At 63.6% G+C, this 22,734-nt stretch carries 20 protein-coding genes and 1 tRNA gene; all 21 read right to left on the reverse strand.

What is annotated here, in order from left to right:
- Positions 1-1,122: 1,122 nt before the first annotated feature.
- Positions 1,123-1,746 (reverse strand): NUDIX domain-containing protein, encoded by a 624-nt coding sequence (locus tag ACGLHR_RS34100; protein ID WP_267606008.1) that lies wholly within the window; start codon positions 1,744-1,746, stop codon positions 1,123-1,125.
- 51 nt (positions 1,747-1,797) lie between these two features.
- Positions 1,798-2,106 (reverse strand): DUF2818 family protein, encoded by a 309-nt coding sequence (locus ACGLHR_RS34105; protein ID WP_267606007.1) that lies wholly within the window; start codon positions 2,104-2,106, stop codon positions 1,798-1,800.
- A gap of 22 nt (positions 2,107-2,128) precedes the next feature.
- Entirely contained in the window at positions 2,129-3,604 is a 1,476-nt protein-coding gene (nuoN, locus tag ACGLHR_RS34110; RefSeq protein ID WP_400099383.1) for an NADH-quinone oxidoreductase subunit NuoN, read from the reverse strand.
- An 18-nt stretch (positions 3,605-3,622) separates the two neighbouring features.
- Positions 3,623-5,089, reverse strand: a complete 1,467-nt coding sequence (locus ACGLHR_RS34115; protein WP_400099385.1) for an NADH-quinone oxidoreductase subunit M — start codon at positions 5,087-5,089, stop codon at positions 3,623-3,625.
- Between the two features lie 13 nt (positions 5,090-5,102).
- A complete protein-coding gene (gene nuoL / locus ACGLHR_RS34120; protein WP_400099387.1) occupies positions 5,103-7,202 on the reverse strand; it encodes an NADH-quinone oxidoreductase subunit L in 2,100 nt (699 codons plus the stop codon).
- Between the two features lie 59 nt (positions 7,203-7,261).
- Positions 7,262-7,567: an NADH-quinone oxidoreductase subunit NuoK gene (gene nuoK, locus ACGLHR_RS34125; protein ID WP_267606003.1), complete on the reverse strand. Its 306-nt coding sequence runs from the start codon at positions 7,565-7,567 to the stop codon at positions 7,262-7,264.
- A gap of 17 nt (positions 7,568-7,584) precedes the next feature.
- Entirely contained in the window at positions 7,585-8,235 is a 651-nt protein-coding gene (locus ACGLHR_RS34130) for an NADH-quinone oxidoreductase subunit J (RefSeq protein WP_267606002.1), read from the reverse strand.
- Positions 8,236-8,390: 155 nt separating this feature from the next.
- Entirely contained in the window at positions 8,391-8,882 is a 492-nt protein-coding gene (gene nuoI / locus ACGLHR_RS34135; RefSeq protein WP_267606001.1) for an NADH-quinone oxidoreductase subunit NuoI, read from the reverse strand.
- A 65-nt stretch (positions 8,883-8,947) separates the two neighbouring features.
- Complete coding sequence (gene nuoH / locus ACGLHR_RS34140) at positions 8,948-10,012, reverse strand: NADH-quinone oxidoreductase subunit NuoH (RefSeq protein WP_267606000.1); 1,065 nt, start codon at positions 10,010-10,012, stop codon at positions 8,948-8,950.
- An 18-nt stretch (positions 10,013-10,030) separates the two neighbouring features.
- Positions 10,031-12,412: an NADH-quinone oxidoreductase subunit NuoG gene (gene nuoG / locus ACGLHR_RS34145; RefSeq protein ID WP_400099390.1), complete on the reverse strand. Its 2,382-nt coding sequence runs from the start codon at positions 12,410-12,412 to the stop codon at positions 10,031-10,033.
- Between the two features lie 12 nt (positions 12,413-12,424).
- On the reverse strand, positions 12,425-13,720 hold the full coding sequence (gene nuoF, locus ACGLHR_RS34150; protein WP_318236429.1) for an NADH-quinone oxidoreductase subunit NuoF: 1,296 nt from the start codon (positions 13,718-13,720) through the stop codon (positions 12,425-12,427).
- A gap of 1 nt (position 13,721) precedes the next feature.
- Positions 13,722-14,228 carry an NADH-quinone oxidoreductase subunit NuoE gene (gene nuoE, locus ACGLHR_RS34155; protein ID WP_006156834.1) on the reverse strand — a complete coding sequence of 169 codons (507 nt, stop codon included), beginning with the start codon at positions 14,226-14,228 and terminating at the stop codon, positions 13,722-13,724.
- 213 nt (positions 14,229-14,441) lie between these two features.
- A complete protein-coding gene (locus ACGLHR_RS34160) occupies positions 14,442-15,695 on the reverse strand; it encodes an NADH-quinone oxidoreductase subunit D (RefSeq protein WP_006156835.1) in 1,254 nt (417 codons plus the stop codon).
- Between the two features lie 9 nt (positions 15,696-15,704).
- Positions 15,705-16,304: an NADH-quinone oxidoreductase subunit C gene (locus tag ACGLHR_RS34165; protein WP_318236430.1), complete on the reverse strand. Its 600-nt coding sequence runs from the start codon at positions 16,302-16,304 to the stop codon at positions 15,705-15,707.
- 1 nt (position 16,305) lies between these two features.
- Positions 16,306-16,788: an NADH-quinone oxidoreductase subunit B family protein gene (locus ACGLHR_RS34170; RefSeq protein WP_006156837.1), complete on the reverse strand. Its 483-nt coding sequence runs from the start codon at positions 16,786-16,788 to the stop codon at positions 16,306-16,308.
- 6 nt (positions 16,789-16,794) lie between these two features.
- Complete coding sequence (locus tag ACGLHR_RS34175; RefSeq protein ID WP_006156838.1) at positions 16,795-17,154, reverse strand: NADH-quinone oxidoreductase subunit A; 360 nt, start codon at positions 17,152-17,154, stop codon at positions 16,795-16,797.
- A 164-nt stretch (positions 17,155-17,318) separates the two neighbouring features.
- Positions 17,319-17,403: transfer RNA gene (locus tag ACGLHR_RS34180), tRNA-Leu, on the reverse strand.
- A 208-nt stretch (positions 17,404-17,611) separates the two neighbouring features.
- Positions 17,612-17,980, reverse strand: a complete 369-nt coding sequence (gene secG, locus ACGLHR_RS34185) for a preprotein translocase subunit SecG (protein WP_267605996.1) — start codon at positions 17,978-17,980, stop codon at positions 17,612-17,614.
- Positions 17,981-18,026: 46 nt separating this feature from the next.
- Positions 18,027-18,764 carry a triose-phosphate isomerase gene (gene tpiA / locus ACGLHR_RS34190; RefSeq protein WP_318236431.1) on the reverse strand — a complete coding sequence of 246 codons (738 nt, stop codon included), beginning with the start codon at positions 18,762-18,764 and terminating at the stop codon, positions 18,027-18,029.
- 128 nt (positions 18,765-18,892) lie between these two features.
- Entirely contained in the window at positions 18,893-19,897 is a 1,005-nt protein-coding gene (locus ACGLHR_RS34195) for an NAD(P)H-quinone oxidoreductase (protein ID WP_318236432.1), read from the reverse strand.
- Between the two features lie 211 nt (positions 19,898-20,108).
- Positions 20,109-22,331 (reverse strand): polyribonucleotide nucleotidyltransferase, encoded by a 2,223-nt coding sequence (gene pnp / locus ACGLHR_RS34200; protein WP_400099394.1) that lies wholly within the window; start codon positions 22,329-22,331, stop codon positions 20,109-20,111.
- Between the last annotated feature and the right edge of the window lie 403 nt (positions 22,332-22,734).

Genomic DNA, 22,734 nt, shown 5'->3' on the forward strand with positions numbered 1-22,734 from the left:
GACCATCTGCCGTTCGCGGCGCGAGGGGCTGCGCCGTTTCGGGTGTGGCTGGTTTCGTGGTTTTGTCTCGGAGGGCAAGCGCGGTGATGTTCGACCGTGACCCTCGCGGACCGGGCCACCGTGCCCACCACGAAACCAGCAACGTGGGCAGCATCGCGGCCCTTCGAACCGCGGACGGCAGATGTGGGAATGGTCACCGCACACGAGGTCAGGGGCCTCACCACCCCTTGGCTTTTGTTTTGTGGTTGGCTTTGATTTTTGCGGCGTTGGCTTTTGCACCCAAGGGCCGTACGACATCCCCCTGCGGGGGCTGCCGGTCACTCTTCTTTGCGCGGCAAAGAAGACTAACGAGAAGAAAGCCGCCCTGCCGGGAGCAGAGCAATAAGGCTGTTCGATGGGGGTGGTTGCGTCGTACGGCCCTGAGTGTTGGCTGGCGTGTCCTACCGGCCTGGAGGTCATCGTAACTGCATGACCCATGGGTTTCGTCGTGCGGCCCCTGACCTCGTGTGCGGTGCACGTTCGACCATCTGCCGTTCGCGGCGCGAGGGGCTGCGCCGTTTCGGGTGTGGCTGGTTTCGTGGTTTTGTCTCGGAGGGCACGCGCGGTGATGTTCGGGCGTGAACCCTCGCGGACGGGCCACGGTGCCCACCACGAAACCAGGGGCGCTGAAAGCAAGGCGCCGGCAGCGCCGGTACGGCAGGGCATCAAATGGCCGGGCGTTCGCCGCCAGAGACAAAACCACGAAACCAGCAACGTGGGCACCATCGCGGCCCTTCGCACCGCGAACGGCAGATGTGGGAATGGTCACCGCACACGAGGTCGGGGGCCGCACCACGATACCCATGGGTCATGCAGTTGTGATGATCTTCAGGCCGGTAGGACCCGCCAGCCAACACTCAGGGCCGTACGACGCAACCACAGAGGCAAAAACAGCCTTATTGCTCTGCCCCCGGCAGGGCGGCTTTCTTTTCGTTAGTTTTCTTTGCCGGTCAAAGAAAAGTGACCGGCAGCCCCCGCAGGGGGATGTCGTATGGCTCTTGGGTGCAAAAGCCAACGCCGCAAAAATCAAAGCCCAACCACAAACCAAGAGCCAACGGTTCTGCCCTTGTCCAACACCCCCCACTATCCCGGCAACACCTGCTCCCCCACCCCCCATACCCCCGACACCACCTTCTCCAGCCAAAACGCCCCAATGATCGTCTTGACGTCGGTAATCCGCCCCGAGCGCACCCAGTCGATCACCTGCCCCGCGGGCACGATAAACGTCTCGAGGAATTCGCCTTCATCGAGCTGCGCCGGCCCGGCGGTCAGATCCCGCGCCAGGAAGATATCGATAAACTCGGTGGAATATGAAATGACGGGATGGATGCGCGTCAGGTAATCCCAGCGCCGCGCGCTGTAGCCGGTTTCCTCGCGGAGCTCGCGCTCGCCGCAGCGCTGCGCGCCTTCCTGGGGATCCAGCTTGCCAGCAGGAAACTCAAGCATCACCTCGCCAACCGGATAGCGGTACTGCCGCTCCAGCAGCACGGTGCCGTCGTCGAACAGCGGGATCATCATCACCGCGCCGGGATGCAGCACGTATTCGCGCCCGGCATGCTTGCCGTCGGGCAGCTTGACGATATCTTGCTTGAGCGTGAGGAATTTGCCTGTGTGCAGCGTGGCGGACGCCACGCACACTTCTTTCAGGCCTTGATCGTCGCCAGCGGCGATCTCGCCGGCGTCCAGCGTGTCAATCTTGTCGCTCATGAAAGCTCCGGGTCCGGACGCGGCCGGCCCGGGCGCCTTCGCTACCCGGCCTCAGGCCGCGCGATGTTTGACGAGGTACTGCCAGGTGAAGCCCGGGAAGGCAAACACCAGCATCATGCAGGCGGTGATGGCGTAGAACTGCCAGCCCTGCGCGAAGGCGTTGCCCAGCCCCGCCTCCACGGCGAAGCCGGCCAGGCCTGCCGCCACATACCAGGTGATCAACTCGGCCAGCCTCATCCACAGCGGCTTCCTGGCGAAGCGCAGCGGAATCAGCGCAAACAGGCGCTGGTTGATAAACGGCAGGTTGGCACAGACCAATGCCAGCAAGATGACAAACCAGCCCGCCGCGGATGCACTCATATCGCTACGCCGCCGTCGTGCATCAGGACGCCAGCGAGGCGCGGATGGCCTGGTAGCACAGGTTCATCAGCGCTGCCGGGAACAGGCCCAGGGCAATGATCACCGCGCCGTTCAGGGTCAGCATCGAGCGCAGGCCCATCGACGATTCCAGCTTGACGTCGTCGGTCGGCGCGTCGAAGTACATCAGCTTGACCACGCGCAGGTAGTAGAACGCGCCGATCAGCGAGAACAGCACCGCGACCACGGCCAGCCAGGTCATGCCGCTGCGGACCACCGCCTCGAGTACGGCCAGCTTGGCGTAGAAGCCCATGGTCGGCGGGATGCCGGCCAGCGAGAACATCATCACCAGCATCAGCAGCGCGTACCACGGATTCTTGCGCGACAAGCCCTTGAGGTCGTCCAGGGTCTCGGCCTCGAAATCCTTGCCGGCGCGCAGCAGGATGATGCCGAAGGTGCCCAGCGTGGTGATCACGTAGGTCACGGCGTAGAACATCGACGAACCGTAGGCGCTGGCGGCGCCGTCGGCCTTGCCGTCGGCCACGCCGGAAAGCATGCCCAGCAGCAGGAAGCCCATGTGCGAGATGGTGGAATACGCCAGCATCCGCTTCAGGTTGGTCTGCACGATGGCGGTCAGGTTGCCGATCGCCAGCGAGGCCACAGCCAGCACGACCAGCATCACTTGCCAGTCCACCGCCAGCGGCAGCAGGCCTTCCACAAGCAGGCGCAGCGCCATGGCGAAGGCGGCAAGCTTCGGTGCGCCGGCGATCAGCAGCGTCACCGCGGTCGGCGAGCCCTGGTAGATATCGGGAATCCACATGTGGAACGGCGCGGCGCCCATCTTGAACGCAATGCCCGCCACCAGGAAGACCACGCCAAAGGCCAGCATGGTGGTGTTGACGCGGCCCGACTCCACGACGCGGAACACTTGGCCGAGGTTGAGCGAACCGGTAGCACCGTACAGCATGGACATGCCGTACAGCAGGAAGCCCGAGGCCAGCGCGCCCAGCACGAAATACTTGATGGCCGATTCGGACGTCACACGGTTATCGCGGCGCAGCGCCACCAGCGCGTAGGACGCCAGCGACAGCAGTTCCAGGCCCAGGTACAGGGTCAGGAAGTTGTTGCCGGTGATCATCACGATCTGGCCGCCGAGCGTAAACAGCGCGAGCATGTAGAACTCGCCGCTGTACATGTCGCGGTCAGCCAGGTAGCTGCGCGTATAGACCAGCGTGACGAACAGCGCGCCGGAGGCGAAGGCCGACAGCACATTGGCCATCGGATCCACCACCACCAGGTTGGTGAAGGCGTAGTGCGTCTCGCCGGCGGCGGCGTTCAGGCCGAACCACACGGTCAGCACGAGCGTGGTGAGCAGCGACAACGGATAGGCCACGCTGGACCGGGTCTTGCCGCGGGCAAGGTCGATCCAGTTGACCGCGGCGATCGCGATCGCCAGGAAAATGATTGGCGCCACAGGTGCCAATGTCGAGGACGGTTGCATGTTTGTTTCTCTCCCCGATTACAGCTTCGACTGCGCCACGTGCGACAGCAGGTTCACAACGGAGGCGTGCATCACATCGGTGAAGGGTTTCGGATACAGGCCCATATAGAGCGTCGCGATCGCCAGCAGGCCGAGCATGAAGAACTCGCGCTTGTTCAGGTCGACCAGTTCGGCCACGTGCTTGTGCACCACGTCGCCAAAAATCACGCGCTTGACCATCCACAGCGAATAGGCGGCGCCCAGGATCAGCGCGGTGGCTGCCAGCAGGCCGATCCAGAAGTTGAACTTGACCGCGCCCAGGATCACCATGAACTCGCCGACGAAACCCGAGGTGGCCGGCAAGCCGCAGTTGGCCATGCCAAAGAACACCGACAGCGCCGCGAACTTCGGCATGGTGTTCACCACACCGCCGTAGTCGGCGATCTGGCGCGAGTGCACGCGGTCATACAGCACGCCGATGCAAAGGAACATGGCGCCCGAGATAAAGCCGTGGGAGATCATCTGGATGATGCCGCCCTCGATGCCGATCTCGTTGAAGATGAAGAAGCCCAGCGTGACGAAGCCCATGTGGGCGATCGACGAATACGCCACCAGCTTCTTCATGTCGGCCTGCACCATCGCGACCAGGCCGATGTAGATCACGGCGATCAGCGAGATGGTGATGATGAAGGTGGCCATGCTATGGCTGGCATCCGGCGCGATCGGCAGCGAGAACCGCAGGAAACCGTAGGCGCCCAGCTTCAGCATGATGGCGGCCAGCACCACCGAACCACCGGTCGGCGCCTCCACGTGCGCGTCCGGCAGCCAGGTGTGGACCGGCCACATCGGCACCTTGACCGCGAAGGCCAGGAAGAACGCGATGAACAGGGCGATCTGCTCGTTCATCGACAGCTTGGCCTGGTGCCATTCGAGGATGTCGAAGGTGCCGGTCTTGCTGTACAGGTACAGCAGCGCGACCAGCGTCAGCAGCGAGCCGAGCAGCGTGTAGAGGAAGAACTTGAAGGCTGCGTACACACGGTTCGGGCCGCCCCAGACGCCGATGATGATGTACATCGGGATCAGCGTGGCTTCGAAGAACACGTAGAACAGCATGCCGTTGAGCGCGCAGAACACGCCGACCATCAGGCCCGACAGGATCAGGAACGAGGCCATGTACTCGGCCACGCGCTCAGTGATCACTTCCCAGGCGGAGATCACCACGATCACCGTGATGAAGGCGGTCAGCACCACGAACCACATCGAGATGCCGTCGACACCCAGGTGGTAGCTGATGTTGAAGCGCTCGATCCAGTTCGACTTCTCGACGAACTGCATGGCAGCCGTGGAACGGTCGAAGTGCAATACCAGCGGCAGCGTCACGACGAAGCTGGCGATCGAGCCGAACAGCGACATCCAGCGGACGTAGCCGGGACTACGGTCGGAACCCGAGGCAAGGACCAGCAAGCCAAAAAAGATTGGCAGCCAGATAGCGAAAGACAGAACCATTTTCTAGTTTTCCTTACTTGGCGCTCACCGTGGCGAACGAGGTGCCGAACACCGTCATCGTCAGCAGTATCAACATGCCCAGGATCATGGCGAATGCGTAGTGATAGATGTAGCCGGATTGCAGGTAACGGCTTACCGACGCGAACCAGGCCACCACGCGCGCGGCACCGTTGACCACCAGCCCGTCGATCAGGCCCTGGTCGCCGCCCTTCCACAGGCCGGTGCCGAGCAGACGGGCACCGCGGGCAAACACGACCTGGTTGATCGCGTCCATGTAGTACTTGTTGTCGAGCAGCGCGTACAGGCCCGAGAAACGTTGCTTGATGGCAGCCGGGATGTCCGGGCGCTTCATGTAGAAGAACCAGGACAGCACCACGCCGGCGATCGCCAGCCACAGCACCGGCGTGGTCAGCGAATGCAGGCCCATCGCCACCCAGCCGTGGAAGGCTTGTCCAAGCTCTTCCATCGCATGGTGGTTCTCGCCGACGTAGATCACGTCCTTGAAGGCCACGCCGTGCTTGAAGAAGTCGCCGAACAGCATCGGACCGATCGCGATGGCGCCGATCACCACCGAAGGGATCGCCAGCAGCACCAGCGGCAGCGTGACAACCCACGGCGACTCCTGCGGCTTCTCGCCCGGGGACAGGCCGTGATGATGGTCGGCCGTGACTTCCTCGTCTTCGTGGTTGCCCGCGTGATGCGCGTGGTGGTCTTCCTTGCCGAAACGCTCTTCGCCGTGGAACACCAGGAAGTACATGCGGAAGGAGTAGAACGCCGTGACGAACACGCCGGCCAGCACCGCGAAGTAAGCAAAGCCGGAGCCCGGGATATGCGACTCGGCCACGGCCTCGATGATCGAGTCCTTGGAGTAGAAGCCCGCGAAGAACGGCGTGCCGATCAGCGCCAGCGAGCCCACCAGCGAGGTGATCCAGGTGATCGGCATGTACTTGCGCAGGCCACCCATGTTGCGGATGTCCTGGTCGTGGTGCATGCCGATGATGACCGAGCCGGCCGCCAGGAACAGCAGTGCCTTGAAGAACGCGTGGGTCATCAGGTGGAACACGGCCACCGAGTAAGCCGAGGCGCCCAGGGCAACCGTCATGTAGCCGAGCTGCGACAGCGTGGAGTAAGCCACCACGCGCTTGATGTCGTTCTGGATGATGCCCAGGAAGCCCATGAACAGCGCGGTAATGGCGCCGATGACCAGCACGAACGACAGCGCGGTGTCCGACAGCTCGAACAGCGGCGACATGCGCGCGACCATGAAGATGCCGGCCGTCACCATGGTGGCGGCGTGGATCAGGGCGGAGATCGGGGTCGGGCCTTCCATCGAGTCAGGCAGCCAGACGTGCAGCGGGAACTGGGCCGACTTGCCCATGGCGCCGATGAACAGGCAGATGCAGGCGACCGTGATCATCAGCCAGTCGGTGCCCGGGAAGATCACCGTGGCGAGCTGGTCGCGCGCGGCGAAGACGTCGGTGTAGTTCATGCTGCCGCTGTAGGCCAGCAGCAGGCCGATGCCGAGAATGAAGCCGAAGTCACCCACGCGGTTGACCAGGAAGGCCTTCAGGTTGGCGAAGATGGCGGTCGGGCGGGTGTACCAGAAGCCGATCAGCAGGTAGGACACCAGGCCCACAGCTTCCCAGCCGAAGAACAGCTGCAGGAAGTTGTTGCTCATCACCAGCATCAGCATCGAGAAGGTGAACAGCGAGATGTAGGCGAAGAAGCGGTTGTAGCCGGGGTCTTCGCTCATGTAGCCGACGGTGTAGATGTGCACCATCAGCGAGACGAAGCTCACCACCACCATCATCATCGCGGTCAGCGAGTCGACCAGGAAGCCCACTTCCATCTTCAGGTCGCCGATCTTCATCCACTCGTACACGGTGGCGTTGAAGCTCGCGCCGTTCATGACGTCCATCAGCACGATGATCGACAGCAGGCAGGAAATCGCCACACCGAGAATCGTCACGGTGTGGGCCAGCGTGCGGCCGGCGCGCGTCTCCGAGGAGATCATGCCGAAGAACTTGGTGCCGAACAGGCCGGCGATGGCTGCACCGGCGAGCGGTGCGAGCGGAATCGCCAGTAGCAGGTTGGGGTCGAGCGTGGTTGCCATAGGACGCTTAGTGGTGTGCGGTCGGAGAACGGTCTTGGTTCATAACGTAGCGACGGGGATCAGCCCTTGAGGGTATCCATGTCGTCCACGTTGATCGTGTCCAGGTTGCGGAACAGCACGACCAGGATTGCAAGGCCGATTGCCGATTCGGCCGCAGCCACCGTGAGGATGAAGAAAACGAAAACCTGTCCTGCCAGGTCGCCCAGATAGTGCGAAAAGGCGATGAAGTTCATATTGACCGCAAGCAGCATCAGCTCGATCGCCATCAGCAGCACGATCACGTTCTTGCGGTTCAGGAAAATACCAACGATGCTGATGGCGAACAGAATCGCACCGAGCACGAGGAAATGGGCGAGAGAGAGCACAGCGTTTCTCCGGGCTTTTAGTTCTTGTTAGCGGCAGCCGCGGCATCCGGGCTGGCTTGGGTGCCGGCACGGGCTTCGCTGGGCATCGAGACCAGGCGCACGCGGTCCTGGCGACGGGTACGCAACTGCACGCCGACGTCTTGCGCCTTGCTATCCTTGCGGTGGCGCAGCGTCAGCGCCACGGCGGCGATGATGGCCACCAGCAGAATGATGCCGGCCACTTCGAAGGCGTAGTTGTAGTCGGTGTAGATCAGCTTGCCGAGCTCGGCGGTGTTGGAGTATTCCGGGCCGTGTACCACGTTGTTCAGCGGCGTGGTCGTGCCGATGAAGTTACGCACCAGCACGGTGGCCATTTCCGCAATGATCATCGCGCCGACCACCGAGGCCAGCGGCACATAGGTCCAGAAGTCCCGTCGCAGGTGTTCGATGTCGACATCGATCATCATCACCACGAACAGGAACAGCACCATCACCGCGCCCACATACACGAGCACCAGCAGGATGGCGAGGAATTCGGCCTTCAGCAGCATCCAGATCGCGGCTGCCGTAAAAAACGCCAGCACGAGGAACAGTGCGGAGTGCACCGGGTTCTTCGCGGTGATGACTTTCAGTGCGGAGAGCACCAGCACCAGCGCAAAGACATAGAAGATGGTGGTCGTGAGTTCCATGGTCCTGTCGGATCCTCTCTGAGCCTTCCGGCACAAGCCACCCCCGGTGGCCTGCCCCTTGCGGCATCCTTTTCGTTAGCCCCGCACGGGGCCCGATTCACTATTCATTGGCAACGTCCGCCAGACTCAGCGCACGCGCCCTGTAATGCGCCTTATCAGCGGTACTTGGCGTCCGCGGCCTTGGCCGCGGCGATCTGCGGTTCGTAGCGGTCGCCCACGGCCAGCAGCATGTCCTTGGTGAAGTACAGGTCGCCGCGCTTCTCGCCGTGGTATTCGAGGATATGCGTCTCGACGATGGCGTCGACCGGGCAGGCTTCTTCGCAGAAGCCGCAGAAAATGCACTTGGTCAGGTCGATGTCATAGCGCGTGGTGCGGCGGGTGCCGTCGGCGCGGGCATCGGACTCGATGGTGATGGCCACGGCCGGGCAAACCGCTTCGCACAGCTTGCAGGCGATGCAGCGCTCTTCCCCGTTGGGGTAGCGGCGCAGCGCGTGCAGGCCGCGAAAACGCGGCGACATCGGCGTTTTCTCTTCGGGGAACTGGACTGTGATCTTGCGCGCGAAGAGATAGCGCCCGGTCAGAGCCATGCCCTTGAAGAGTTCCTTCAGGAGCAGGCTGTTGAAGAAGTCCTTGATGGCGAGCAGCATGACGATTGCTTCCTAATGATTCCACAGGGCGCCGCCGAATGCGGTTGCGCCCTTGCTTTGGCCGTTCAGTGCCAGATATTCCAGGGCGACCGGATCCAGATCGCCACGATGATCAGCCAGCCCACGGTCAGCGGGATGAAGATCTTCCAGCCCAGGCGCATGATCTGGTCATAGCGGTAGCGCGGGAACGAAGCACGGATCCAGATAAACACCGACAGCAGCAGGAATACCTTGATCAGCAGCCAGAAGAAGCCCGGGACCGCATTGGTGATGAAGCTTTCGAACGGCGGCGCCCAGCCTCCCAGGAACATCAACGCGGTCATCGTCGAGATGACGATCATGTTGATGTACTCAGCCAGGAAGAACAGCGCGAAGCCCATGCCCGAGTACTCGATCATGTGGCCGGCCACGATTTCCGACTCGCCTTCCACCACGTCGAACGGGTGGCGGTTGGTTTCGGCCACGCCGGAGATGAAGTACACGCCGAACATGGGCAGCAGCGGCAGCCAGTTCCACGACAGTACGTTGATCCCCATATTGGCGAAGTAGCCGGTGTTCTGCGAGTTGACGATCGCCGACAGGTTCAGGCTGCCCGACACCATCAGCACCGTCACCAGGGCGAAGCCCATGGCGATTTCATACGACACCATCTGCGCCGCGGCGCGCATGGCGCCGATGAAGGCGTACTTGGAGTTGGAGGCCCAGCCGGCCAGGATCACGCCGTAGACGCCGACCGAGCTGATCGCCATCACGTACAGCAGGCCGGCGTTGACGTTGGCCATCACCACTTCGGCCTGGAACGGAATCACCGCCCAGATCGCCACCGCGGGCATCAGCACCATCAGCGGGGCAACCAGGTACATGCCCCGGCTGACCTGCGTGGGCATCATCACTTCCTTGAGCAGCAGCTTGAGCACGTCGGCGATCGGCTGCAGCAGGCCTAGCGGGCCGACCCGGTTCGGGCCGATACGCACGTGCATCCAGCCAATCAGCTTGCGCTCCCACAGGATCAGGTAGGCCACGCACAACAGCAGCGGCACCACAATGACCACGGCGCGAATCAGGATCCACAGCGGCGTCCAGGCGCCGCCGAAGAGATTCTGTCCTTGCGAGGTAATCCAGTCGATCATGTTTCTTTCTCGCTCTTCTTATGCCGTGGCCGCCGGCTCGGCCGCGCCTTTCGCGGTGGCGGCCAGGTCGATGGCTTTCTCTACGGTGACGGTGCCGAACGGTGCGCCCAGCGTGGTCGCGGCAACGGTGCCCGCGGACACGCGCACGGTGCCGGCAGGCAACGCGGCTTCGAGGGCGGCCGGCAGCACCACGCTGCCCTGCCCTTGCGTCACGCGCACCGGGTCGCCAGCCTGCACGCCCAGCGAGGCGAACAGGTCGGCCGACAGGCCGGCTTGCATGGCGCGGCGCGCGGCTGCGGACAGCTGCAGCGAATCGGCACGGCGCACGATCGGGTCGGCGTGGTAGATCGGCACATCGGCGATGCGCTCGATGATCCCACCTGCCGCCCGGGCGGTCACGCGGATGGCCGCGTCGGTGCCGTTGTTCAGTTGCGGTGCGACCGGCTTGGCCAGCACTTCGTCGCGCACGCTCTCGGCCGTCTCGAAGTCGAAGCCAGGCACGTCCAGCAGGTTGCCCAGCACGCGCAGCACCTTCCAGCCCGGACGCGAATCGCCCAGCGCACGGACGACGCCGTTGAAGCTTTGCGGCAGGCCTTCGCAGTTCACGAACGTGCCGGCGGTTTCAGTGAACGGGGTCACCGGCAGGATCACGTCAGCGTATTGCAGCGCGGCGTCCGAGCGGAACGCGGACAGCACCACCACGGTGCCGGCCTGGGCCAGCGCGGCCAGCGCCTGGCTCGGGTTGGCGGCATCGAACTCGGGTTCCGTGTTCAGCAGCACGTAGGCGCGGCGCGGCGTGTCGAACATGGCCTGCGCGTTGGCGCCGCCGTTTTGCGGCAGCGCGCCGGCGATATAGCCACCGACGGTGTTCGCGGCTTCGGTCAGGAAGCCCAGCGTGGCGCCGGTTTCCGTGGCGATCCACTGTGCCAGCGCGTGCAGCGTGGCGAATTGCGGGTGACGCACGGCCTCGTTGCCGAGGAACACGGCGCGGCGCTCGCCCGACAGCAGCGCGTCGGCCACCAGCTTGGACTTGTCGTCGCCATCGAAGCCATCGGTGCCCGCCGGCGCGGCCACGCCCTTGGCGGCGGCAACGGCACGGGCCACGCCGGCCAGGGCGGCGGTCCAGCCGGACGGCGCCACGTCAATGCGTGCGGCCAGCGGCATCAGCAGGTCGTCGGCGGTAGCGCCGAGCACGGCCACGCGGGCACCCTTCTTGCCAGCCTGGCGCAAACGCGCGGCCAGCAGCGGATGATCCTTGCGCAGCGACGAACCGACCACCAGCACGCGTTGCAGCGTGGAGACGTCGGCGATCGGCAGGCCCAGCCACGGCGCGCCCTTGACGGCGGCCGAGAAATCGGTCTGGCGCTGGCGGAAGTCGACGTTGTCGCTGCCCAGGCCACGCACCAGCTTGCCCAGCAGGTGGAGCTCTTCCAGCGTGCTGTGCGGGCTGGCCAGCGCGGCGATCTGGTCGGCGCCATGGTCGCGCTTGATGCTCGCGAGGCCATTGGCCACGTATTCCAGCGCGGTCTGCCAGTCGGTTTCCATCCACTCGCCGCCCTGCTTGACGAGCGGCTTGGTGAGGCGGTCCGGGCTGTTCAGGCCCTCGTACGAGAAGCGGTCCTTGTCGGACAGCCAGCATTCGTTGACGGCTTCGTTATCCAGCGGCAGCACGCGCATCACGCGCTGGTTCTTGGTCTGCACCACCAGGTTCGCGCCCAGGCCATCGTGCGGCGACACCGACTTGCGGCGTGCCAGCTCCCAGGTACGGGCCGAGTAGCGGAATGGCTTGCTGGTCAGCGCGCCGACCGGGCACAGGTCGATCATGTTGCCGGACAGTTCCGAATCCACGGTCTGGCCAACGAAGGTCGTGATCTCGGAGTGCTCGCCGCGGCCCAGCATGCCCAGCTCCATCACGCCGGCCACTTCCTGGCCAAAGCGCACGCAGCGGGTGCAGTGGATGCAGCGGCTCATCTCTTCCATGGAGATCAGCGGGCCCACGTTCTTGTGGAAGACGACGCGCTTTTCTTCCTTGTAGCGCGATTCCGATGCGCCGTAGCCCACGGCCAGATCCTGCAGCTGGCACTCGCCGCCCTGATCGCAGATCGGGCAATCCAGCGGGTGGTTGATCAGCAGGAATTCCATCACCGACTTCTGGGCCTTGACTGCCTTCTCCGAGTTGGTGAAGACCTTCATGCCAGGGGTGACGGGCGTGGCGCAGGCGGGCAGCGCCTTGGGCGCCTTCTCAACCTCAACCAGGCACATGCGGCAGTTCGCCGCGATGGACAATTTACGGTGGTAGCAGAAGTGCGGGATGTAGGTGCCCAGCTGGCGGGCGGCTTCCATCACCAGGCTGCCTTCAGCAACCTCAACCTTCTTGCCGTCGATCTCGAGTTCAACCATGTTCTGCCACGCTTAAGAGTAGGCCGGAACCATGCACTGCTTGTGTTCGACGTGATATTCGAACTCTTTCCAGTAGTGCTTGAGCATGCCGCGGACCGGCATCGCTGCCGCATCACCGAGCGCGCAGATGGTGCGGCCCATGATGTTTTCAGCGACGTTATTGAGCAGGTCCAGATCTTCCTGGCGCCCTTCTCCGTGTTCGATACGATTCACCATGCGATAGAGCCAGCCGGTGCCTTCGCGGCACGGCGTGCACTGGCCGCACGATTCTTCAAAGTAGAAATACGACAGACGCAGCAGCGAGCGAACCATGCAGCGCGTCTCGTCCATCACGATCACCGCGCCCGAGCCCAGCATCGAGCCGGCCTTGGCGATCGAGTCATAGTCCATGTCGGACGCCATCATCATGTCGCCCGGCACCACCGGGGCGGACGAGCCGCCCGGGATCACGGCCTTGATGCGCTTGCCTGCGCGCATGCCGCCAGCGAGCTCCAGCAGGGTCGCGAACGGCGTGCCCAGCGGGATCTCGTAGTTGCCGGGGCGCTCGACGTCGCCGGAGATCGAGAAGATCTTGGAGCCGCCGTTGTTCGGCTTGCCCATCTTCAGGTAGTTTTCCGGCCCGATCGACAACAGGAACGGCACCGCGGCAAACGTTTCCGTGTTGTTGATGGTGGTCGGCTTGCCGTACAGGCCAAAGCTGGCCGGAAACGGCGGCTTGAAGCGCGGCTGGCCTTTCTTGCCTTCCAGCGATTCGAGCAGCGCGGTTTCCTCGCCACAGATGTAGGCGCCGTAGCCGTGGTGGGCGTGCAGCTGGAAGTCGAAGCCCGAGCCCAGGATGTTCTCACCCAGGAAACCGGCGGCACGTGCCTCTTCGAGGGCTTCCTCGAAGATCTTGTATTCGTTCCAGATCTCGCCGTGGATGTAGTTGTAGCCCACGGTGATGCCCATCGCGTACGCACCGATGGCCATGCCTTCGATCAGCGCATGCGGGTTGTAGCGGATGATGTCGCGGTCCTTGAAGGTACCGGGCTCGCCCTCGTCGGTGTTGCAGACCAGGTACTTCTGGCCGGGGAACTGACGCGGCATGAAGCTCCACTTCAGGCCGGTGGGGAAGCCCGCGCCACCACGGCCGCGCAGCCCGGAGGCCTTGACGTCCGCGATCACCTGCTCGGGCGTGATCTTCTCAAGCAGGATGCGCTTGAGCTGCTGGTAGCCACCGCGCTTGACGTAGTCGTCGAGGTGCCAGTTGCTGCCATCGAGGCCAGCCAGGATCAGCGGCTTGATATGGCGGTCGTGCAGAGAGGTCATGTTACTTATCCCCCTTGGCTGCAGTGCTGCCGGCGGCCTTGAGCTCGTCGACGAGCGCGTCCAGCTTGGCGTCGCTCATATGGCTGCACATGCGGGTATTGTTGACGATCATCACCGGTGCGTCGCCGCAGGCACCCATGCACTCGCCTTCCTTGAGGGTGAAGGTGCCGCACGGGGTGGTCTCGTTGTAGCCGATCCCCAGCTTTTGCTTGAGGTAGTCGCCGGCCCGTTCGCCGCCGGAGAGTGCGCACGGCAGGTTGGTGCAGACGGTCAGCTTGTACTTGCCGACCGGCTTGGTGTCGTACATGTTGTAGAAGGTTGCAACTTCCTCGACCCATACCGGCGGCATGTCGAGGTAGCTGGCAACAAACTGCATGACTTCCGGGGAGACCCAGCCCACTTCGCCCTGCGCCACGGCCAACGCCGCCATCACGGCCGACTGCTTCTGGTCAGCCGGATACTTGGCGATCGCGCGATCGATTTCCTTGAGAGCTTCTGCTGATAGCATGGTCGTTGCTGTAATACGCCGTGTCATTTGCGGATCTGCGCCGCCACATGGCGCGCATCCCGCAGGTTTGCAGCCGTCGCTGCCGTTGCAGCCCGCATGATCAAAGGCATGCAGGGCTCACCGCGGGTTTCCCGTGACCGGACACGATCGTTTGTGGGTCCGTGCCAGGGGCGCCCGGATCGTCGTCCGGGGCCGGCGGCTCTTGTTGGCTCGTCAGCGGTCGATTTCGCCGAAGACGATGTCTTGCGTACCGATGATCGTTACCGCATCCGCAATCATGTGGCCCTTGGCCATTTCATCCAGTGCGGCCAGATGGGCAAAGCCCGGGGCACGGATCTTCAGGCGATACGGCTTGTTCGCACCGTCGGAGATGGCATAGATGCCGAACTCGCCCTTCGGGTGCTCCACTGCCGCGTAGGTCTCGCCTTCGGGCACGTGAATGCCTTCGGTGAAGAGCTTGAAGTGGTGGATCAGCTCTTCCATGTTCGACTTCATGTCCACGCGCGACGGCGGCGCCACCTTGTGGTTGTCGCTCATCACCGGGCCCGGATTGCGGCGCAGCCAGTCGATGCACTGCTTGATGATGTTGTTGGACTGGCGCATTTCCTCCACGCGCACCAGGTAGCGCGAGTAGCAATCGCCGCCCACGCCCACCGGCACCTGGAAGTCCATGCGGTCATACACTTCGTAGGGCTGCTTCTTGCGCAGGTCCCACTCGATGCCGGAGCCGCGCAGCATCGGGCCGGTAAAGCCCATCTGCAGCGCGCGCTCGGGGCTCACCACGCCGATGCCGACCAGGCGTTGCTTCCAGATCCGGTTGTCCGTCAGCAGCGTCTCGTATTCGTCGACGTACTTCGGGAAGCGGTTGGTGAAGTCCTCGATGAAGTCCAGCAGCGAGCCCGAACGCGCTTCGTTCATGGCCTTGATGGCGCGCTCGTTGTGGATCTTCGACGCCTTGTATTGCGGCATCGTGTCCGGCAGGTCGCGATACACGCCGCCCGGACGATAGTAGGCCGCGTGCATGCGTGCGCCCGACACCGCCTCGTACATGTCGAACATGTCTTCGCGTTCGCGGAAGGCGTACAGGAACACCGCCATCGCGCCCACGTCGAGCGCGTGCGAGCCGATCCACATCAGGTGGTTCAGCAAGCGCGTGATTTCGTCGAACATCACGCGGATGTATTGCGCGCGGATCGGCACTTCGAGACCCAGCATCTTCTCGATGGCCATCACGTAGGCATGCTCGTTGACCATCATCGACACGTAGTCGAGGCGGTCCATGTACGGCACGCTCTGGATCCAGGTCTTCTGCTCTGCCAGCTTTTCGGTGGCACGGTGCAGCAGGCCGATGTGCGGGTCGGCGCGCTGGATGACTTCGCCGTCCAGCTCCAGCACAAGGCGCAGCACGCCGTGTGCCGCGGGGTGCTGCGGGCCGAAGTTAAGGGTGTAATTCTTGATGTCTGCCATTGCGCGTTCTCAGTGCTGCAAGCCGCCGTAATTCTCTTCGCGGATCACGCGGGGCGTGACCTCGCGCGGCTCGATCGTGACGGGCTGATAGATCACCCGCTTTTGCTCGGGGTCGTAGCGCATCTCGACATAGCCCGAGACCGGGAAATCCTTGCGGAACGGGTGGCCGACAAAACCGTAGTCGGTCAGCAGGCGGCGCAGGTCGTTGTGGCCTTCGAACACGATGCCGTAGAAGTCGAACGCTTCGCGCTCGAACCAGTTGGCCGAGTTCCAGACGTCGTTCAGCGAGGGCACCACGGGCACGTCGTCGTCCGGCGCGAACACGCGTACGCGCAGGCGCCAGTTATGCTTGATCGAGATCAGGTGCGTCACGACCGCGAAACGGGGACCGTCCCAGGCACCGTCGCCATAGGTGGAATAGTCGACGCCGCACACATCGAGCAGTTGCTCAAAATGCAGTGCAGGGTCGTCGCGCAGCATCAGCGCGCTTTCCAGGTAGTCATCGGCCTTGACGATAAGGGTAATCTCGCCTAGCGCCTCTACCAGTTTCTGGATACGCTTGCCCAGTACCTTTTCGAGCGCGGCCTTCAGAGTATCGAGGTTCGACATGTCAGCCCTTGCGCGCGATGGTGTTGGTGCGACGGATCTTGTTCTGCAGCTGGATGATGCCGTAGATCAGCGCTTCCGCCGTCGGGGGGCAGCCAGGCACATAGATATCCACCGGCACGATCCGATCGCAACCACGCACCACTGAATACGAGTAGTGATAGTAGCCACCGCCATTCGCGCAGGAACCCATCGAGATCACCCAACGTGGCTCTGCCATCTGGTCATAGACCTTGCGCAGCGCGGGGGCCATCTTGTTGCACAGCGTGCCGGCCACGATCATCACGTCCGACTGGCGCGGCGACGGGCGGAAAATCACGCCGAAGCGGTCCATGTCGTAGCGCGCGGCGCCAGCATGCATCATTTCCACAGCGCAGCACGCCAGGCCAAAGGTCATCGGCCAGAGCGACCCGGTGCGGGTCCAGTTGATCAGCTTGTCAGCGGTAGTCGTGACGAAGCCTTCATTGAGAACGCCTTCGATTGCCATATCACATCACTCCCAATCGAGCGCGCCCTTTTTCCAGATGTAGACGAAGCCCACGATGAATTCCAGCAGAAACACGCCCATGGCGAAGAAACCCGGCCAGCCGATATCCCGCAGGGCTACACCCCAGGGAAACAGGAAGGCGGTCTCGAGATCGAACAGGATAAAAAGAATAGCGATGAGGTAGTAGCGCACGTCGAACTTCATGCGCGCGTCCTCGAACGCTTCGAAGCCGCACTCGTAGGGAGAGAGCTTCGCGGGATCAGGTTTGTTTGGACCGAGAATTCGGCCGATCGACATCAGTGCAATGCCGAGCACGACACCGAAGATGATGAAGATGAGGACGGGGAAGTAGGCTTCGAGATTCAAGGTACGGCCAGCCTTATCTGGAATGTTGTCAACAGCACCAGCGGTAAGCGGCGTCCTGTTGCCCACCCCAAGCGCCATTCCGTAGAAATTACGACGCCGCCTTGCGGACTGGCCGGGACACCTGCCCGGGATGATTTCCGGATGGGTGCCCCGATCAAGTTGTTTGGTGCCGACGGCGAGACTCGAACTCGCACAGCTTTCGCCACTACCCCCTCAAGATAGCGTGTCTACCAATTTCACCACGTCGGCTGGGGGAGAAACAATATTGCCTCGCGCCGGGCTTTTCAGGGCCCAGGGTTGTTACACCCTTCGGAACTCTGGCTGGGATACTACCTTATCCTGGCTGGAGCCCCGTCGCTGGGGGATCGTTTCAAGCCTTGTATTCTAACCTAGGATTCTTGTTTTGTTCAATGCACAACAGCAAAAATCTTCAAGAATAAGTCACAAGGCTCGTTGATTATTTCGGTACAGCAGGCGCAGAAGGATTCGATGCCGCGGCAGCCGCTGCAGCAGCAGGCGCCGAAGCTCCCGCCACTGCCGGTGCCACCGCAGGCGCGGAGCCCATCACGCCCAGCGAAGCTGCCGGCCGATAGTTGCCCATCAGCGTCAGGCTCAGCGTGCAGATGAAGAACAGCGTCGCCAGCACGGCGGTGGTACGCGACAGGAAGTTGGCCGAGCCGGTGGCGCCGAACAGGCTGCCCGAGGCCCCCGAGCCGAACGCCGCACCGACATCGGCGCCCTTGCCATGCTGCAGCAGCACCAGGCCAATCACGCCAAGCGCGGACAGTACCTGCGCCACTACCAACAAAGTTTTGAAAATTGCCATTTGGTTCGATTCGCTTGCCTGATCAGACCCTATGAGCGGCCGGCATTCAGGCGTTGCCGATCGCGAGGAAATCGTCCGACTTCAGCGAGGCGCCTCCGATGAGGCCCCCGTCGATGTCGGGCATGGAAAACAGTTCTGCCGCGTTGTCCGGCTTGACGCTGCCGCCGTACAACATGGCCATGCGAGCCGCCACGCCTGCGTCGCGTGCCGCCACCTGGGCGCGCAGGAAGGCGTGCACGGCCTGGGCCTGCTCGCTGCTTGCGGTCTTGCCCGTGCCGATCGCCCACACCGGCTCATAGGCCAGCACGATGCGGCCGAGCTGCTCGAGCGACAGGGCTTCGAGCACGACGCCGAGCTGACGGCCAACCACGGCCTCGGTCTCGCCTGCCTCGCGCTGCGCCAGGGTCTCGCCCACGCACACCACCGGCACAATGCCGAACTCCAGCGCGCGCAGCGCCTTGGCCGCTACCGTGGCATCCGTCTCGCCATGGTAGCTGCGGCGCTCCGAATGGCCCACCAGGGCGTACGCAACACCGAATTCAGCCAGCATGGAGGCCGCCACTTCGCCCGTGAAGGCGCCGCGCGCCTCGGCGGACACGTCCTGCGCCCCCCAGGCCACCGCGGACCCGGCCAGCAACGCCTGGCACTGTGCAAGATACGGGAACGGCGCGCATACCGCCAGGCGTGCGCTTGCGCTCGCTGCCTTGATCGCTTCCAGCAAGGTCACATTGGCAGCCAGGCTGCCGTGCATCTTCCAGTTGCCGATAACGAGCTTTTGTCTCACAGGGCGCCCCTCTCAATCAAACCGGCTATTGTAGCGCGGGCCAGGGCCCTACGCCACAGAAGGGCCCCGAAATCGGCCCGGGGCGCGCGGCCCCGGCCGCACCCGGCCATCAGCCCGCTACCAGGCCATCACCAGGTCAGGACGATCTTGCCGATGTGCTCACTGGATTCCATCAGGCGATGCGCATCCGCGGCCTGGGCGGCCGGGAAGGTCTGGTGGATCACCGGCTTGATCTTGCCCGCGGCCAGCAGCGGCCACACGTGCTGGTGCAGCGCCTGTGCGATCTCGCCCTTGAACGAGGCCGGGCGGGGACGCAGCGTGGAGCCGGTCACGGTGATCCGGCGGCGCAGGATGTCGCCCAGCGGGATCTCGGCCTTGGCGCCACCCAGCAGCGCGATGATCACGATGCGGCCATCGTCGGCTACGCACGACAGCTCGCGCGCCAGGTACGAGCCGGCCACCATGTCGAGGATGACGTCGGCGCCACGGCCGCCGGTCAGGGCCTTGACCTCGGCGACAAAGTCCTCGGTCTTGTAGTTGATGGCGCGATCGGCGCCCAGTGCCTCGCAGGCACGGCACTTGTCGGCGCTGCCGGCGGTCACGAACACCTTGTGGCCGAGGGCCTTGGCAATCTGGATGGCGGTCGTGCCGATGCCGCTCGAGCCACCCTGGATCAGCAGGGTCTCGTCCTTGCCCAGCGGGCCGCGGCCCAGGTAGCCGCGATCGAACACGTTGCTCCACACGGTGAAGAACGTCTCCGGCAATGCGGCCGCCTCGATATCCGACAGGCCCGCAGGCACCGGCAGGCATTGCGCCGCGGGCGCCACGCACAGCTCGGCATAGCCGCCGCCCTGCACCAGCGCGCACACGCGATCGCCCAGCTTCAGGCCGAAGCGGTTGTCGGCGTGCGACAGGTCGCCGCCGGCCACCACGCCGGCCACTTCCAGGCCCGGCAGGTCGGAGGCGCCCGGCGGCACCGGATAGTTGCCGGTGCGCTGGAACACGTCCGGGCGGTTGATGCCGGCCGCCGCCACGCGGATCAGGATCTCGCCCGCCTTGGGCACGGGGTCGGGGCGTTGCGCCAGTTGCAGGACTTCGGGGGCGCCGTACTCGCGGATTTCGATGGCTTGCATTGCTGCTCCTTGCGTTGGGGACTTCACGCATGCGGCGGGCTCGCGCACGCATGGCGGGGGGATCGATCTGCGCATCCGCCGAACAGCGGGCCGAACAGCCGGGCTGCATGGGGCGGGACTGGCGGCAGTGTAAACAAAAAAACGGCTGGACATCGCCAGCCGCTTTTTCTGCTTCTGCTACGGGTGCGGTACTACCGCTACCGCAAACCGCTTACTGCTGCTGCTGGTCCGCCGAAGGCGTCGTCGGCGCAGCCGGTGCGGCCGGTGCGGCCGTTGCAGCCGGTGCGGCCGGCGCGGCAGGGGCTTCGCTGGTGTTGGCGATCGGGCTGATGCTGCCACCCTCTTCGGCCAGCGCGGCCTTCAGGGACAGGCGCAGGCGGCCCTTCTCGTCAGCCTGGATCAGCTTGACGCGAACGTGTTGGCCTTCCTTGAGCCAGTCCTTGATGTCCTTGACGCGCTCGTTGACGATCTCGGAGATATGCAGCAGGCCGTCCTTGCCCGGCAGGATGTTGACGATAGCGCCAAAGTCCAGCAGCTTGAGCACGGTGCCGGCGTAGATCTTGCCCACTTCGGCTTCCGCGGTGATGCCTTCGATGCGGCGCTTGGCTTCGGCCATGCCTTCAGTCGAGGTCGAGGCGATGGTGATGGTGCCGTCTTCCTGGATGTCGATGGTGGTGCCGGTTTCCTTGGTCAGCGCCTGGATGGTCGAGCCGCCCTTGCCGATCACTTCGCGGATCTTGTCCGGATGGATCTTCATGGTGATCATGCGCGGTGCGTGCTCCGACAGCTCGGTGCGCGCATGGCCCATCGCGTCCTGCATCTTGCCCAGGATATGCAGGCGGCCTTCCTTGGCTTGCGCCAGCGCGACCTGCATGATTTCCTTGGTGATGCCCTGGACCTTGATGTCCATCTGCAGTGCGGTGATGCCGGTGTCGGTACCCGCGACCTTGAAGTCCATGTCGCCGAGGTGGTCCTCGTCACCCAGGATGTCGGTCAGCACGGCGAACTTGTTGCCTTCCAGGATCAGGCCCATGGCCACGCCGGCCACGTGCGCCTTGATCGGAACGCCGGCGTCCATCAGTGCCAGGCAGCCGCCGCACACCGATGCCATCGACGACGAACCGTTGGATTCGGTGATTTCGGACACCAGGCGAATGGTGTAGGCGAATTCGTCATCCTTCGGCAGGACCGGGATCAGCGCGCGCTTGGCCAGGCGGCCGTGACCGATTTCGCGGCGCTTGGGGCTGCCCACGCGGCCGGTTTCGCCGGTGGCGAACGGAGGCATGTTGTAGTGGAGCATGAAGCGGTCGCGGTATTCGCCGGCGAGCGCGTCGATGATCTGCTCATCGCCCTTGGTGCCCAGCGTGGCAACCACCAGCGCCTGCGTTTCACCACGGGTGAAGATGGCCGAGCCGTGGGCGCGCGGCAGCACCGACGAGCGGATCTCGATCGGGCGCACGGTGCGGGTGTCGCGGCCATCGATGCGCGGCTCGCCCGACAGCACCTGGCTGCGCACGATCTTGGCTTCGATGTCGAACAGCACGTTGCCCACTTCGACCTTGTCGGCTTCCACGCCGGCTTCGGCCAGCTTGGCCGCAACGGTGGCGTAGACTTCCTTGAGCTTCTGGCTGCGCGCCGACTTCTGGCGCAGCTGGTAGACGTCCTGCAGCATTGGCAGAGCGATCTCGCCAACCTTGGCGATCAGCGCTTCGTTCTTCGGTGCCGCGGTCCAGTCCCATTCCGGCTTGCCGCCGTCGCGCACCAGGTCATGGATGGCGTTGATGGCCGTCTGCATTTGCTCGTGGCCATAGACCACGGCGCCCAGCATCACTTCTTCCGACAGCTGGCGGGCTTCCGACTCCACCATCAGCACGGCGCGCTCGGTACCGGCAACCACCAGGTCCAGTTCCGAGGCAGCGATCTGCGAACGGGTCGGGTTCAGCAGGTACTGGCCGTCCTTGTAGCCAACGCGCGCTGCGCCAACCGGGCCGCTGAACGGGATGCCCGACACTGCCAGGGCAGCCGAGGCGCCGATCAGGGCGGGGATGTCGGCCGGCACTTCCGGGTTCAGCGACAGCACGTGGATGACCACTTGCACTTCGTTGTAGAAGCCTTCCGGGAACAGCGGACGCAGCGGGCGGTCGATCAGGCGCGAGGTCAGCGTCTCGTTTTCCGACGGACGGCCTTCACGCTTGAAGAAGCCACCGGGGATCTTGCCGGCAGCGTAGGTCTTTTCGATGTAGTCGACGGTCAGCGGGAAGAAATCCTGGCCGGCCTTGGGCGACTTGGCAGCGACAACGGTGGCGAGCACCACGGTGTCTTCAATGTCGACGATCACGGCACCGCCAGCCTGGCGGGCAACCTCGCCGGTTTCCAGGCGCACCTTGTGCTGGCCCCACTGGAATTCCTTGACGATCTTGTTGAACATGGTCATGAGCGTTCCTTTTGTTCGTGCTTGCACGCTTGTGCAACGCCCGCGTTAGCAGCCGCGGGCGAACTGCCGGATCAGCGTCGGTCGCAGTCACAGGGAAGTGCTATGCCATTCCAGCGCGGCACCCGGCACCTGCCTGGGCGGATACCGCGCTGGAATGACACAAAGCCCCGCTTCCTTGTCCGACTCCGGTATGGATTAACAGTAAAAAAGCTGAAAAAAGCTAAAGAACACAGTAACTTACTCCGTTGCACGTCTTGGCGCAACGTGTGCCAGACCCGGGGTCATGGCACCATCAAGTGAAACAAAAATCACTTACAGCAATGCCGGACAGCGGCCAGACGGCGGCCTGATCCGCAACATTTCATCCGCAAAAACAAAATGCCTGCATCAGCGAGGCTGACGC

Origin of the sequence: Cupriavidus sp. CuC1, assembly GCF_044627735.1 — a bacterium.
Classification (GTDB): Bacteria; Pseudomonadota; Gammaproteobacteria; order Burkholderiales; family Burkholderiaceae; genus Cupriavidus; species Cupriavidus ulmosensis.

Coding starts and splice junctions, on each gene's coding strand:
- nuoL (WP_400099387.1), bottom strand. CDS start 7,202: ATGGCAACCACGCTCGACCCCAACCTGCTACTGGCGATTCCGCTCGCA.
- nuoH (WP_267606000.1), bottom strand. CDS start 10,012: ATGATCGACTGGATTACCTCGCAAGGACAGAATCTCTTCGGCGGCGCC.
- ACGLHR_RS34165 (WP_318236430.1), bottom strand. CDS start 16,304: ATGTCGAACCTCGATACTCTGAAGGCCGCGCTCGAAAAGGTACTGGGC.
- secG (WP_267605996.1), bottom strand. CDS start 17,980: ATGGCAATTTTCAAAACTTTGTTGGTAGTGGCGCAGGTACTGTCCGCG.
- nuoE (WP_006156834.1), bottom strand. CDS start 14,228: ATGCTATCAGCAGAAGCTCTCAAGGAAATCGATCGCGCGATCGCCAAG.
- ACGLHR_RS34195 (WP_318236432.1), bottom strand. CDS start 19,897: ATGCAAGCCATCGAAATCCGCGAGTACGGCGCCCCCGAAGTCCTGCAA.
- nuoN (WP_400099383.1), bottom strand. CDS start 3,604: ATGCAACCGTCCTCGACATTGGCACCTGTGGCGCCAATCATTTTCCTG.
- ACGLHR_RS34105 (WP_267606007.1), bottom strand. CDS start 2,106: ATGAGTGCATCCGCGGCGGGCTGGTTTGTCATCTTGCTGGCATTGGTC.
- nuoF (WP_318236429.1), bottom strand. CDS start 13,720: ATGACCTCTCTGCACGACCGCCATATCAAGCCGCTGATCCTGGCTGGC.
- ACGLHR_RS34100 (WP_267606008.1), bottom strand. CDS start 1,746: ATGAGCGACAAGATTGACACGCTGGACGCCGGCGAGATCGCCGCTGGC.
- ACGLHR_RS34130 (WP_267606002.1), bottom strand. CDS start 8,235: ATGGAACTCACGACCACCATCTTCTATGTCTTTGCGCTGGTGCTGGTG.
- ACGLHR_RS34160 (WP_006156835.1), bottom strand. CDS start 15,695: ATGGCAGACATCAAGAATTACACCCTTAACTTCGGCCCGCAGCACCCC.
- nuoG (WP_400099390.1), bottom strand. CDS start 12,412: ATGGTTGAACTCGAGATCGACGGCAAGAAGGTTGAGGTTGCTGAAGGC.
- ACGLHR_RS34115 (WP_400099385.1), bottom strand. CDS start 5,089: ATGGTTCTGTCTTTCGCTATCTGGCTGCCAATCTTTTTTGGCTTGCTG.
- pnp (WP_400099394.1), bottom strand. CDS start 22,331: ATGACCATGTTCAACAAGATCGTCAAGGAATTCCAGTGGGGCCAGCAC.
- ACGLHR_RS34170 (WP_006156837.1), bottom strand. CDS start 16,788: ATGGCAATCGAAGGCGTTCTCAATGAAGGCTTCGTCACGACTACCGCT.
- nuoI (WP_267606001.1), bottom strand. CDS start 8,882: ATGCTGCTCGCCATCAAGGACTTCTTCAACAGCCTGCTCCTGAAGGAA.